This is a genomic window from Paraburkholderia gardini (assembly GCF_907164575.1).
Lineage (GTDB): Bacteria > Pseudomonadota > Gammaproteobacteria > Burkholderiales > Burkholderiaceae > Paraburkholderia > Paraburkholderia gardini.
On the sequence record NZ_CAJQYY010000034.1, the window covers coordinates 23,584 to 36,750 of the forward strand.

A 13,167-nucleotide genomic window follows, 5' to 3' on the forward strand; every position below is an offset into this window, starting at 1 on the left:
CCATGCCGTGAAAATCAGTCGCCCTGCAGCGCCATCTTTTCGCGCTGCTTGACGAGCGCGAGCACGACATCGATGGTCGGCGTGGGCGCATTGACGAGGCGTCCCATCTCCTGCACGACGGTCAGGAGCGGATCGATTTCCATCGGCCGTTTGTGCAGCAGGTCGACCAGCATCGACGTTCTGTGCGCGCCGACCGCGCCCGCGCCATCGATCCGTTTCTCGACGTCGACGCGAAAGTGCACGCCGAACTGTTCGGCAATCTGCTTGCCCTCGATCATCATCGCGCGCGACAGCGCACGCGTGCCAGGATCGCTCGTGATGATGTCGAGCGTCGCGTGCGTGAGCGCGCTGATCGGGTTGAAGCAGAGATTGCCCCACAGCTTGAGCCAGATTTCGTCGCGGATGTTCTCGCGGATCGGCGCGTCGAAACCGGCGGCCTGCATGATCTCGTGAAACTGCTGGATCCGCGGCGTGCGTTCGCCGCCCGGCTCGCCGATCGGGAATTTCTTGCCGTACACGTGCTTGATGACGCCAGGCTCCGCGATCTCGGCAGCGGGATACAGCACACAGCCAATCGCGCGTTCAGGGCCCAGCCGCGACCATTGCGAGCCGTCCGGATCGACGCTCGCGAGGCGCGTGCCCGCGAACTTGCCGCCGTGTTGATAGAAGTACCAGTAAGGGATGCCGTTCGTGCCTGTGATAATGGCCGTGTGCTTGCCGAACAGCGGCTGCATCGACTCGACGACGCCTGGCAGTGAATGCGCCTTGAGCGTGATGATCACGTAGTCCTGCACGCCCAGTTCTTGCGGATCGGACGTACAACGCACCCTGGCGGAGACTTCCTCGCCATCCATCTGCAGCCGCACGCCGTGTTCACGCATGGCGGCGAGGTGCGGGCCGCGTGCGACGAAGCTCACGTCGGCCCCCGCCCGCGCCAGTTGCACACCCATCAGCCCGCCTATTGCACCCGCTCCGAAGACACAGATCTTCATGGTTTGCCCCAGTGACAATTGAAAGCCGTCTGCCCGTTACCGCAAGTCCAGCGCCTGCGCGTGAGAGGTGCCGTTACGTCGGCATTGCGCGTGTCATGCGGCCAGTTCGGGCGATGTTTCGAGAATAAGTGGATGCATCGATTGATGATAGTTAAAGTTATTGACTGAATGCATTAGCAATAACTTATGGTTCGTGCAGTTCGTGTATCCGGCGCGCTGCTGCGCGGTATGGCGCTCAGGCGTGACGCGCCAACAGGAAGCTGAGGCCGATCGCACCCAGAAACGTCCCGCAGCAGCGGTTGAACCAGCGGCGCACATCGGCGCGCGTGAGCCAGCGGCCGAGCCACATGCCTGCGGCGCAATACAGCACGATCGCAACCGATTCGAGGACGAGAAAGCTCGCGCTGAGCACGGTGAACTGCGGCAGCACCGGTTGCGTGATGTCGACGAATTGCGGCAGGAACGCGGTGAACACCAGAATCGCTTTCGGGTTGCCGGCGGCAACGAGACATTCGCGTCGTGCGAGACGCCAGAGCGACGCGTCCTCGTGTTTCGCTGATTCGAAGCTGGTGGCCTTGCTGCGCCACAACTGGACCGCGAGCCAGATCAGATAGCCCGCGCCGGCGAGCTTGATGCCGAGAAACACCCAGGCCGACGCGTGCAGCACGGCGGCAAGCCCCGTGGCGGTCAACGCGAGCATCGCGGCGAACGCGACGAGGCGGCCCGCGCCTGCGATGCCGGCCATCCAGAAGCCATGACGCGCCGCGGCATTGATCGACAGCAGGTTGTTGGGCCCAGGCGCCATGTTGAGCGCAAAACAGGCGGGCAGGAAGAACAGCCAGGCGGTAAAGGACATGAGCGACTCGCGGGATGAGCACCGTTGTTCGAGCGGTCAGCGCAACCGACCCGGCAACGGGCGACAGGACAGGTCTTGACGATTGTACCGAACTGGCGAAGCCGCGCCCTTCCAATGTTCGATCAACGTTCGGTCAATGCAGCACGCGCACGAAATCAGGATCGTCGAGTAGTACGGACACGTTGGCCGCCACGGTGTCCTCGAGCGCGATCGTGTTGCTGGTGAACGTATGGAACCGACGTCGCACGATTTTCGTCGATGCGTAGAGTTCGCGTTTCGAGTCGGTCTCGATCAGCACGTAATGCATCTTCAACGTCCACCATGCGGGCGAGCGCTCGTCTTCCACCGAGAACGCCTCGATGCGCGCGCTCAGGGTGCGCGCGTTGTCGGCGGTGTCGACGCCGGCGCGCGTGAGCGTTTTCGCAACCGCGTCGCGTACGCTCGCATCGATGTTCTTCTTGAGCGTGATGCTCGACGAAGCCGTGTTCTGGATGCGGTTCGGCGACAGCCGGCCGCCCTCCGCGGGCACATAGGCGAAACTGGACGCGGGTGCGACGGTGAGAGAGCCCGTGGTGGCGGGGAGGGTATCGCTCTTGTGCCGGTGGCCCGGGAAGAAGCAGCACGCCGACAGCAGCATCGCGCTGCCGAGCACGCCGTAGCGGGCGAAGGGGGAAAGGTTCACGTCGTCAGAGGCTCGCCGGTTCGATGGATGCGGACGTGGTGCGATGCGCCACGTCCGGGCATTTCCTGTGAAAGGACGAAAGTGTTGGGCAAGATGACGTGCCGTCGAAATGGGATGTATCCGAAAAGGCAAAGGGTGCTCTCATGAGTCTGGGTCTGTCCTGTTCGGTGAATTTTGTCTCCGTCTGGTGTCGATTCTAAACAATCGAAAAAAACATATCGATCTTTGTGATGAGGCGGATGCCCGGAAGGTCCAATTGTCATAAAGTGAGGCGCCGTGGTCCGGCCCCTTGCGCTGGCGTCCGCCGCGGGATTTAATACCCGCAGGCGATGCTGCTCCTCAAGGCCGGAGGGGCGCTACCGGCGATGGTGCGAACCGCGCGGGACATATCTTCCAGGCTGGTCAGGCAATTCAGGTCACAGCGGGTAAGCGGTCGCCGCATGCCAGTCCATGACAATTCGAAGAAACCGGAGAAATGCATGACGTCGAATACGATCGTTGAACGGGAAGCGGCCGGTCGCGCCGCGCGCGAACATAGCAAACGCTCAAGCCATCGTGCGACTGGCGATCTCGATCGCGATCCCATCGCGCTGCTACGCAAGAGCAGCGAAGGGCGCGTGTCGCGTCTTGTGCCATTGCGGTATGGGCGCATGGCGGTGTCGCCGTTCACGTTCTTTCGCGGTACCGCGATCATTCAGGCGCACGATCTCAGCAAGGTGCAGGACACGGGCATCGTCATGCCGATCTGTGGCGACGGCCATCTGATGAACTTCGGCGGCTTTGCGACACCCGAGCGGCAACTGGCGTTCGATCTGAACGACTTCGACGAAGTCGCATACGGCCCGTGGGAATGGGATCTGAAGCGGCTGACAGCGAGCTTCGTCGTCGCGGCAAGACATATGCGGCTAAGCCGCGGCACGGCCGAAGGGCTCGTGATGACGGTCGCCACGACGTACCGTGACTGGATGCGGACATACTCGGAGTACGGCACGCTCGAACTCTGGTACGACCGCATCACGTTCGAGCGGATGATCGAGACGGCGGTCTCGCCAGAGGCGCGCCGCGCCCTCAAACGCGGCATGGAAAAAGCGGCATCGCGCACGCACGAAAGCATGCTTGAGAAGATGGCTGAACGCGTCGACGATACATGGCACATACGTGATGCGCCGCCGGGTCTTTTTCACGTGCACGGCAACAACACGCTGTTCGCACCGGAGGACGACTGGCTCACGATGGGCGACTGGCGTCCGCTTGTCGGCGGCATGTACGAGGACTACCTGAAGACGCTCGCGCACGACCGGCGCAACCTGCTTCGTCACTTCGAGCCGCAGGATCTGGTGTTCAAGGTCGTGGGTGTGGGTAGCGTCGGCACGCGCTGCCTCGTGATGCTCAACACCGATCATCTCGACAAGCCGCTCTTCCTGCAGATCAAGGAAGCGAGCCAGTCGGTCATCGGGCAGTACTTCAAGCCGCCACAGCATTTCCGGACCGAAGCGGGCATCCGGCATCACGGCGAGCGCGTCGTGCGCGGGCAACGTGCGCTGCAGGCCGTCAGCGATATTTTCCTCGGCTGGACAACCGGCCCATCGGGGCGCAACTTCTATGTTCGCCAGTTGCGCGACATGAAGCTGTCCGCCAACATCGAACTGTTCGACAACACCCTGCTGGAAGGGTACGCGCGCATATGCGGCTGGATCATGGCCCGCGCGCACGCCAAGGCGAGCGGTCGGGCCATCGAGATCAGCGCATACATCGGCCGCGGCGACCAGTTCGCGGAAGCGCTGACCGGCTATGCTTCCGCCTACGCGGATCAGGTCGAAAAAGACTATGACGTATTCATCAAGGCGTGTCGCAACGGTGATCTCGAAGCACGCACCGACGAGGACATGGCCGCCGATTTTCGTGTGTAGTGTGGCTGGTCGCGGAATACGCTTCGCGCATCGACAGGCTCACGCGATGTGTTCCCGGCCGGCAAAATTCGTGTGCAACAACTTGTTCAACGGGAGAGTTATATGTTTGCGCTCATCGGTACGCTGATTGTGGGTCTGGTCGTAGGACTGATCGCACGGGCACTCAAACCCGGCGACGACAACATGGGCATCATCATGACGATGGCCGTGGGTATTGTCGGGTCGCTGATCGCGGGTTACGTGGGCCGCGCGCTCGGCTGGTATCAACCCGGTCAGGCGGCGGGCTGGATCGCGTCCGTGGTCGGGGCGATCGTGCTGCTGGTGATCGTCGGTTTCGTCAAGCGCCGGATGTAGCGTCTGAACCCGCGCGGATGGGACCGCCGCCGCTCTGGGGGCGGTTTCGTCCGCGTGCGTCACGTGGGTTTCATTCAGTTTCATGCAACCTTGCGCGCTTCGCGCAACGTGACGAAGCGCAGGTCCTGACGCCGTGCCGCTTCGATCACGCGTGGCAACACGGCGAGCACCAGCGGTTCGCCGTCCTCCGTGGCGGCGGCGTTGCCGTCGTGCAGGAGCAGGATGTCGCGGGCGGCGAGTCCGTCGAGCAACCGGTGCGCAACGATTTCCGGATCGCGCTCGCGCGTGTCGAAGCCGCGCCGCGTCCATGCCGCGAGGCGCAGATCGAGTTTCCCCAGAACCGGTTCGAGAAAGACATTGCGCAGCCCGGCGGGCGCGCGGAAAAAATACGGGCGCTCGCCGGTCAGCGTCTCGAAGGTCTGCTGCGCGGCTTCGATCTCACGCCTGAGCGCGCCGGGCGGCGTGACCGAAAACGTGTGAACGTGAACCTGCGAGTGGTTTTCCACGGCATGCCCGCGCGCGACGATTTCGCGTGTCAACGCGGCATGACGCTGTGCGTTGGCGCCGATGCAGAAGAACGTCGCACGCACGCCGTAGCGGTCGAGCAGGTCGAGCACCTGTGGCGTGACAACCGGGTCCGGGCCGTCGTCGATGGTGAGCGCGATGGCATCGGCGTTGCCTGCATGAGCAGGCAGACGCGTCCAGTTCGGACCCAGCAGCGACGAGCGCGGCCATAACCCGGCGATGGTCACCATCGCATGATTGAGCATCACGAACGCGAGCCACCAGGGCCATGCGCGGGGCGTGCTCAGGAAGCCGGCAAGCGCGAGCGCGTGCCAGGCGATGGTGGCCTTCAGCATGGGCGGAAAGCCTTCGTAGCGCCAGCGGCGCGCGGAGGGAGTGCGAGGCCCGTGCTGCGGGGCCGGACTTGATTCGATCATGATGCTTTCTGTCCACCTTCCTCGTGCGAGAAAGGGCTGCGGGTGCGCGCGAATCCGCGCCTGAACGCTCAAAGATACCATTTGCGCGCGTCCGGGCTCGCCGTCATATTTTCGCCATACGCATCGCGTACTTTCCTTCAGTCGGCTTTCTGTCGTTCCGCTGTTTTTCCCTGCCTCGTCGAATCCACGCTGTTCCCGCGGTTCCCCTGTTTCTTCATGGTCCGGCCTTGTTCTGGCATCCGGCCCGCTGGCGCTTTTCGTCGGGTCCCGCCGGTCCCGTCAGTTCGCCAGTCCTGATCACCCGTTTTTAACACCAGGAGACGTTACCGTGTTCCAGTCGAAACTGTTATCCGCGGCCATTGCGTCGCTGCTCGCGATGCCCGCCGCGTATGCCGCGCCCGACCTCGTCGCCACCGGTAGTCTGGATGGACATCTGGCCGACCGCTCGACCGAAACGGCCGCGCCGCTCGAAAACGGCGTCGCGGGCAACCTGCTCGGCGGTCTGGGTTCGGGCATCGCGTACGCCGGCTGTCAGACGTTTCTTGCCGTGCCGGACCGTGGTCCGAATGCAGTGTCGTTCAACGCGGCAGTCGACGATACCGCGTCGTACATCAACCGCTTCCAGACGCTGCGCATGCGTCTCACGCCTTCGGCGAAGGGCGCGGCACTGCCGCTCACGCTCACGCCCACGCTCGTCGCGACGACGCTCCTGCATAGCGACGATCGTCTCGTCTATGGTTCGGGCAGCGCGGCGGGTCTGCCGAACGGCGCGCCGGCGCTCAACGCGCGGCGCCACACCCACTATTTCACGGGCCGCTCCGACAATTTCGACGTGACGCATCTGTCGACCTGGCCGCGCGACGCCCGCTTCGATCCGGAAAGCATCCGCGTGAGCAACGATGGCGCAAGCGTCTTCATTTCGGACGAATACGGCCCGTACATCTATCGTTTCGATCGCCGCACCGGCGAACGCACGGGCGTGGTCAAGGTGCCCGACGCCTTCGCGGTGACGACGTTGAGCGCGCTCGGCGATCAGGAAATCAGCCAGAACACGTCGGGGCGCGTCGCCAACAAGGGCATGGAAGGACTCGCGATATCGCCGGACGGACGCACGCTGTTCGGCGCGATGCAAAGTCCGCTGCTGCAGGACAACGGTACGGACGGCGGCTACACGCGAATCCTGAAGATCGATATCGCGACGGGCGCAACGACGCAATATGCGTATCCGTTGACCAACATCGGCACCGCGAAGAAGCCGAAGTACCCGACGATCAGCGACGTGGTGGCGATCAACGATCACGAACTGCTCGTCGACGAACGCGACGGCAAGGGTCTCGGCGACGATTCGACGGCCGCGTTCAAACAGCTCTCGCGCATCGATCTGACCGGCGCGCAGGACGTGACGCATGCGGTCAGCGAAAGCGGGCTTGCGCCGTTCGCGGTTCCGAAGACGCTCTTCATCGATGTGGTGGCGGTATTGACCGCGCACGGTTTCAGTCCGGCCGACATTCCGGCGAAGCTCGAAGGCACGGCGTTCGGGCCGGATGTGATCGTGAACGGCGTGAAGAAGCACACGCTGTTTCTTGCCAACGACAACGATTTTCTCGCGACTGTGACGGACACGAACCATCCGGCCGGCATCGACAATCCGAACCGCTTCTTCGTGTTTGCTTTCGACGCGAGCGATCTGCCGTCATACGTGCCGCAACGGCTCGGTCAGCGCAACTGCGGGCGTGATGGCTTTTGCGGCTTCGACGATCACGGCGGTCACGACGGTTCGCATGGCCGCGATGGCGGTTTCGAGCCGCCGTTCGGACGCTGCGACGACTGATCGATGCGGCGTGACAAAGCGGGCGATGGCGTGCAGCCATCGCCCGCTTTTGCATTGCGGCGACGCTCGGGGTACTGGAACGTTAGCGATAGCGGCACGCCGTGACGCACCGTGCGGCGCGAACCTCGACATTTGTGATTGACGATCCGCTGCTGTATGGTGCGAGGGCGAAGAAAGCGAACCAGAACGAACACAAAGGAACAGACGTGGTGAGTACCGATATGAAGCAGGGCAAGGTTGCGTTGATCACGGGTGCGGGTAGCGGTATTGGCCGCGCGAGTGCGGAGCGCCTGTTGCAGCATGGTTATCGCGTCGTGCTGGCGGGCCGCCGCCAGGCACCGCTCGATGCCGTCGCCGAAGCCGCCGCGCAGCGCGGTGAAGACGCACTCGCCGTTTCGTGCGACGTCACGGATGAAGCCAGCGTGGCCGCGCTGTTCGACGCGATCCGCACGCGTTATGGCCGCCTCGACGTGCTGTTCAACAACGCGGGCCGCAATGCGCCGCCGGTCGATATCGACGAAATCAGCATCGATGACTGGCGCTCGGTCGTCGACACGAATCTGACCGGCGTGTTTCTGTGCACGCGCGCGGCGTTCGGCATGATGAAGACGCAGTCGCCGCGCGGCGGGCGCATCATCAATAACGGTTCGATCTCGGCGCATGCTCCGCGTCCGTGGAGCATTGCCTATACGGCCACGAAGCACGCGATTACCGGTCTCACGAAATCCGTGTCGCTCGACGGACGTCGGCACGACATCGTCTGCGGACAGATCGACATCGGCAATGCCGGGACGGAAATGGCCGCGCGGATGGCGCGCGGCGTGCCGCAGGCGAACGGCGAAACGGCGATCGAACCGTTGATGGATGTGGGGCTCGTCGCCGATGCCGTGCTGCACATGGCGAGCCTGCCGCTTTCCGCGAACGTGCAGTTCATGACGATCATGGCGAGCAAGATGCCGTTCGTCGGTCGGGGTTAGGCCAGGCGTACCGCGTCATGTGACGGGGTGCGACGGGATGTGGCGCCGGCAGCGCGCCGCGTGGGTTCCCCCTATACTGTTCAATCCCTGTCATTACCCGGATACCGTCGTGCCGCAACCCTCGACTGAGGACGACCCGATGCCGGTGCCTCCCACGCGGCCAGAACTCGAGGAGTGTTGCGGCACCGGGTGCGATCCGTGCATCTTCGATATTTACGAAGCCGCGCTTGAACGCTATCGTGCCGCGCTCGCCGCGTGGGAAGAGCGGCATCGTGCGAAGCGTGCCCCGCGCGCCGGCGATGCACGTGCCGCGCGCGAAAAGAAACCCCGCCGTACCCGTTCATGAACGAACCTCTGTTAGCTGCTGCTCCCGCTACCGAACCGCATGCGCTGTCCGCGCTGCACGATTTCGTGCGGCGCCATCCACGGCTTTTCGTGTTGACGGGAGCGGGTATCAGCACCGGCTCCGGCATCCCTGGCTATCGTGACGAGAACGGCGAGTGGAAGCGCTCGCCGCCGATCACGCTCCAGGAATTCCTCGGCACCGAACATTCCCGCAAGCGCTACTGGGCGCGCAGCATGATCGGCTGGCCGGTGGTCGCCGATGCCGCGCCGAACGCCGCGCATCGCGCACTTGCTCAACTCGAAGCCGCCGGCAACGTTGAAACGCTCGTGACGCAGAACGTCGACGGTCTGCATCAACGCGCCGGCAGTTCGGGCGTGATCGAACTGCACGGCAGCATCGGCGGCGTGACGTGTCTGGACTGCGGTGCGCAGCACACGCGCGCCACGATCCAGCACACGCTCGTCGCTGAAAATCCCGCGCTCCTCGAAGCAAGCGCCGAACCCGCCGCCGATGGCGACGCGCATCTCGAATGGCAAGATCTCGACGCATTCCGCGTGCCGCCATGTCCGGCGTGCGGTGGTTTGCTGAAACCGTCGGTGGTGTTTTTCGGCGAGAACGTGCCGCGCGAGCGTGTCGAGTCGGCCGGGCGTGCGCTCGAGGAAGCGGATGCGGTGCTGGTGGTCGGCTCTTCGCTGATGGTGTATTCGGGCTATCGCTTTTGCGTCTGGGCCGAAAAGGCCGGCAAGCCGGTTGCGGCGATCAACCTCGGCAGAACGCGCGCCGATCCGTTGCTGGCGCTGAAAGTGGTCGCGCCCTGTGCGGACGCGTTGACCGCGCTCGCCGCGCAACTGGCATCCCGGGCGAACACATGACCCGGCTCACACTCTTCCCGAATCGATGAACACACCGAACCCGAACCTGCGACAGCGCTCGCCGTCCGCCGAACGCAATCGCGATCCGATTCTCACCGTGCTACGACAGGTGCTGCCCCAGAGCGGCCTCGTGCTCGAAATCGCGAGCGGCACGGGTCAGCACGTGACGCATTTTGCATCCGCGCTGCCGGCGCTCACGTGGCAGCCGAGCGATCCGGATGCAGAAGCGCGCGCGTCGGTTGCCGGGTGGACCGCGCATGCCGGGCTCGTGAACGTGCGCGCGCCGCTCGCGCTCGATGTGCGCCGCACGCCGTGGGGCATCGACGCCGCGAACGCGGTGATCTGCATCAACATGGTCCACATTTCGCCGTGGGCCGCGACCGAAGCGCTCTTCGCCGGTGCCGGGCGCATACTGGAGCGCGGCGGCGTGCTCTTTCTGTATGGGCCGTACCGCCGCAACGGCGCGCATACCGCAGGGAGCAATGCAGCATTCGATCAGCAGTTGCGCAGTCGCGATCCCGAATGGGGCGTGCGCGATATGGAAGCCGTCGTGGAACTGGCCGCTGCCGCGGCGTTCGAAGGGGAAGAGCCGGTAGCGATGCCCGCGAACAACTTCAGTCTCGTGTTCCGCAAGCGCTAGCGTGTGCCGGATGAGTCGCAGACAAGCGGCATCCGGTCATTTCTTTTATCCTTTCACCCTCGACGCCGCGCGGGCAGGCAATCAGGCGCGGCATCCCGTTTTTCTGGACTCTGGAGAATTCATATCATGGGCAAGCAGGCAATCGGCGTGGTAGGGCTGGCGGTCATGGGCCGCAATCTGGCGCTCAACATCGAGAGCCGCGGTCACGCGGTTTCCGTCTACAACCGGAGCCGCGAGAAAACCGATGAGCTGATCAAGGACTGTCCGGATCGCAAGCTCGTGCCGGCTTACACGCTGGAAGAATTCGTCGACTCGCTGGAAAAACCGCGCCGCATCCTGATGATGGTCAAGGCCGGTGTGCCGACCGACGACACGATCGCCTCGCTCAAGCCGCTGCTGGACAAGGGCGACATCCTGATCGATGGCGGCAATACGCATTTCACCGACACGATCCGCCGCAACCAGGAACTCGCGAAAGCGGGGCTCCATTTCATCGGCACGGGTGTGTCGGGTGGCGAAGAGGGCGCGCTGAAGGGGCCGTCGATCATGCCGGGCGGCCCGCGCGACGCCTACGATCTGGTCGCCCCGATCCTCACCGAGATTGCCGCGAAGGCGCCGGACGGCGAGCCGTGCGTCGCGTACATGGGACCGGACGGCGCGGGCCACTTCGTGAAGATGGTGCATAACGGTATCGAATACGGCGACATGCAGCTGATCGCCGAAAGCTACTGGGTGCTCAAGCAGGTGCTGGGCCTGTCGAACGAAGAACTCGGCAAGGTCTACACCGAATGGAACAAAGGCGAACTCGACAGCTATCTGATCGAAATCACCTCGAAGATCTTCGGCAAGAAAGATGACGAAACGGGCAAGGACCTGGTCGACGTGATCCTCGATCGCGCGGCGCAGAAAGGCACCGGCAAGTGGACGAGCCAGAACGCGCTCGACCTCGGCATCCCGCTGCCGCTAATCACCGAAGCCGTTTTCGCACGCGTGCTGTCTTCGCTGAAGGATCAGCGCGTGGCCGCGAGCAAGGTCATCACGGGCCCGGAGAAGAAAGCGTTCAGCGGCGATCGCGCGGCCTTCATCGAGTCGGTGCGTCGTGCGCTGTACTTCAGCAAGGTGATTTCGTATGCGCAGGGCTTCGCCCAGCTGCGCGCGGCTTCCGATGAATACAAGTGGGACCTCGATTACGGCACGATCGCGAAGATTTTCCGCGCCGGCTGCATCATTCGCGCCCGCTTTCTGCAGAAGATCACCGACGCCTATTCGAAAGAGAAAGGAATCGCGAACCTGCTGCTCGATCCGTACTTCAACGATATCGCGTCGAAGTACCAGGGCGCGCTGCGCGACGTGGTCGTCGCCGCGGTGCAGGCCGGTGTCGCCGTGCCGGCGTTCGCTTCGGCGATTGCCTACTTCGACGGCTATCGCTCGGAGCGTCTGCCCGCGAACCTCGTGCAGTCGCAACGCGACTTCTTCGGTGCGCATACGTTCGAACGCATCGACAAGCCGGGCAGCTTCCACGCGAACTGGTCCTGATCGATGTAGGGCACCGGCAACGTGACATGGGTGGGCGTGACTGCGGGCACGTCCTTCCTGCTCCGTTGACTGTTGCTAAACATAACAGGACAGTTTCGGTAATCGGGTTGTCAGAACGGCAATTGTTGCAATTTCGACAATAGAGTTTAACTGGATTAGTGGTTTCCCCTGGTTGGTGGCTTCACTAGACTTGCGCTTAAGCGCTGCAGGACATGATTCCGCGGCGATTCAAAAACAAGTCCGGAGGTAGTTACCATGAAAGCACTGATCAAAGCAGCCGTTGTCGCAGCTGTTCTCGCCGCTCCTGTCGTGTCGTTCGCCCAGTCGAACGAGCCGGTCACGCGCGCCCAGGTTCGCGAAGAACTCGTACAGCTCCAGAAGGCCGGCTACAGCCCGCTCGATGACCGTAACAGCTATCCGGTTCACATCCAGGAAGCCGAGGCCCGCATCGCGGCGCAAAACGGCACCTCGCCGGTGAACAACAGCTACGGCTCGACGATGAAGGGTTCGTCGCAAGCCGGCACGCGCGCTGGGCAGACGGGTCCGCAATCGGTTTTCTTCGGCAACTGAGCCTGGAGTGACTGAGGCAGGGCGACCGCCGCGCAGCGTGCGATATCGTGCGGTTGGCAGCCAGGATCGCAGGCAATGAAAAAACGCTGGCCGGAGTCATCCGGCCAGCGTTTTTTTGCGTCAGTGCAGCGTGCGATGACGGCGGGCGATGTCGTCGAACAGTTCGCGACTCGGCTCCAGCGCAAGCAGCCAGGTTTCGTCGTAGCCGCTCAGCGTGTCGAGCGCTTCACGCAGACGTTCGATCGCGACCGCGGGTAGCTCGACGGTCGCCTCCACGCCGCTCGACAGGCGCGCGATGCTGGCGAGCTGAACCAGGGCGTCGGCCGCCTCGGCGACATCGGTGGCAAAGACAAGGTGTGTGTTCAGCAGCTCCGCCAGCCCGGGCGACGTCGCGACATCCTCGACATTGAGCTGCAGGGCCAGAAACGTGGCTTTGTTCATCCTCGAACTCCTCGCGGACAGGACATCGCGGTAATCGGCAATCGGTTCACCCGCGTGGGCTCGCGGCAGACAGTAAAGGGCAGTATAGGCCAGGGCCCGGGGTAATCAATGCAGGTCCCGGAGCGCCAATTCCGTTTCAAATGCCGCCAGTCTGCCCTGACACGGCCTGCTGCAGGCCTGCGAGCCATATAATGATCCGGCACCTTCTCCCGACCAGCA

At 63.4% G+C, this 13,167-nt stretch carries 14 protein-coding genes; 9 read left to right on the forward strand and 5 right to left on the reverse strand.

The window, feature by feature from the left end; genetic code table 11:
• Window positions 1-14 precede the first annotated feature (14 nt).
• The 3 genes from LPA34_RS23500 to LPA34_RS23510 all read right to left on the reverse strand — a co-directional run bounded on the left by LPA34_RS23500 (window position 15) and on the right by LPA34_RS23510 (window position 2,530).
• Window positions 15-992 (reverse strand): 2-dehydropantoate 2-reductase, encoded by a 978-nt coding sequence (locus LPA34_RS23500; RefSeq protein WP_228982772.1) that lies wholly within the window; start codon window positions 990-992, stop codon window positions 15-17.
• A gap of 235 nt (window positions 993-1,227) precedes the next feature.
• On the reverse strand, window positions 1,228-1,848 hold the full coding sequence (locus LPA34_RS23505; protein ID WP_228982773.1) for a LysE family translocator: 621 nt from the start codon (window positions 1,846-1,848) through the stop codon (window positions 1,228-1,230).
• 133 nt (window positions 1,849-1,981) lie between these two features.
• Window positions 1,982-2,530: a hypothetical protein gene (locus LPA34_RS23510; protein ID WP_228982776.1), complete on the reverse strand. Its 549-nt coding sequence runs from the start codon at window positions 2,528-2,530 to the stop codon at window positions 1,982-1,984.
• A gap of 479 nt (window positions 2,531-3,009) precedes the next feature.
• Between LPA34_RS23510 and LPA34_RS23515 the strand changes: the two genes are divergently transcribed.
• Both LPA34_RS23515 and LPA34_RS23520 read left to right on the forward strand, forming a co-directional pair.
• Window positions 3,010-4,440 (forward strand): DUF2252 domain-containing protein, encoded by a 1,431-nt coding sequence (locus tag LPA34_RS23515; RefSeq protein WP_228982777.1) that lies wholly within the window; start codon window positions 3,010-3,012, stop codon window positions 4,438-4,440.
• Between the two features lie 102 nt (window positions 4,441-4,542).
• Window positions 4,543-4,794, forward strand: coding sequence for a GlsB/YeaQ/YmgE family stress response membrane protein (locus LPA34_RS23520; protein WP_228982780.1), 252 nt, complete (start codon window positions 4,543-4,545; stop codon window positions 4,792-4,794).
• 80 nt (window positions 4,795-4,874) lie between these two features.
• Here the strand turns inward: LPA34_RS23520 and LPA34_RS23525 are convergent, their stop codons facing one another.
• Window positions 4,875-5,735 carry a polysaccharide deacetylase family protein gene (locus LPA34_RS23525; protein WP_228982782.1) on the reverse strand — a complete coding sequence of 287 codons (861 nt, stop codon included), beginning with the start codon at window positions 5,733-5,735 and terminating at the stop codon, window positions 4,875-4,877.
• Window positions 5,736-6,111: 376 nt separating this feature from the next.
• Between LPA34_RS23525 and LPA34_RS23530 the strand changes: the two genes are divergently transcribed.
• The 7 genes from LPA34_RS23530 (at window position 6,112) to LPA34_RS23560 (ending at window position 12,507) form a co-directional block, all read left to right on the forward strand.
• Entirely contained in the window at window positions 6,112-7,566 is a 1,455-nt protein-coding gene (locus LPA34_RS23530; RefSeq protein ID WP_228982889.1) for an esterase-like activity of phytase family protein, read from the forward strand.
• Window positions 7,567-7,787: 221 nt separating this feature from the next.
• The gene (locus tag LPA34_RS23535; protein ID WP_228982891.1) at window positions 7,788-8,543 is read left to right on the forward strand and encodes an SDR family oxidoreductase; all 756 of its coding nucleotides are present in this window, start codon (window positions 7,788-7,790) and stop codon (window positions 8,541-8,543) included.
• Between the two features lie 109 nt (window positions 8,544-8,652).
• Entirely contained in the window at window positions 8,653-8,889 is a 237-nt protein-coding gene (locus LPA34_RS23540) for an oxidoreductase-like domain-containing protein (protein ID WP_228982785.1), read from the forward strand.
• Window positions 8,886-9,761 carry an NAD-dependent protein deacetylase gene (locus tag LPA34_RS23545; protein ID WP_228982787.1) on the forward strand — a complete coding sequence of 292 codons (876 nt, stop codon included), beginning with the start codon at window positions 8,886-8,888 and terminating at the stop codon, window positions 9,759-9,761. Before LPA34_RS23540 ends, LPA34_RS23545 begins: the two co-directional genes overlap by 4 nt.
• A 25-nt stretch (window positions 9,762-9,786) precedes the next feature.
• Window positions 9,787-10,401: a DUF938 domain-containing protein gene (locus tag LPA34_RS23550; RefSeq protein ID WP_228982788.1), complete on the forward strand. Its 615-nt coding sequence runs from the start codon at window positions 9,787-9,789 to the stop codon at window positions 10,399-10,401.
• A gap of 126 nt (window positions 10,402-10,527) precedes the next feature.
• On the forward strand, window positions 10,528-11,937 hold the full coding sequence (gndA, locus tag LPA34_RS23555; protein ID WP_228982791.1) for an NADP-dependent phosphogluconate dehydrogenase: 1,410 nt from the start codon (window positions 10,528-10,530) through the stop codon (window positions 11,935-11,937).
• Between the two features lie 255 nt (window positions 11,938-12,192).
• Window positions 12,193-12,507, forward strand: a complete 315-nt coding sequence (locus tag LPA34_RS23560; RefSeq protein ID WP_228982794.1) for a DUF4148 domain-containing protein — start codon at window positions 12,193-12,195, stop codon at window positions 12,505-12,507.
• 120 nt (window positions 12,508-12,627) lie between these two features.
• On the opposite strand, the gene LPA34_RS23565 is transcribed toward LPA34_RS23560, so the two are convergent.
• The gene (locus LPA34_RS23565) at window positions 12,628-12,948 is read right to left on the reverse strand and encodes a hypothetical protein (RefSeq protein ID WP_228875993.1); all 321 of its coding nucleotides are present in this window, start codon (window positions 12,946-12,948) and stop codon (window positions 12,628-12,630) included.
• Window positions 12,949-13,167 lie beyond the last annotated feature (219 nt).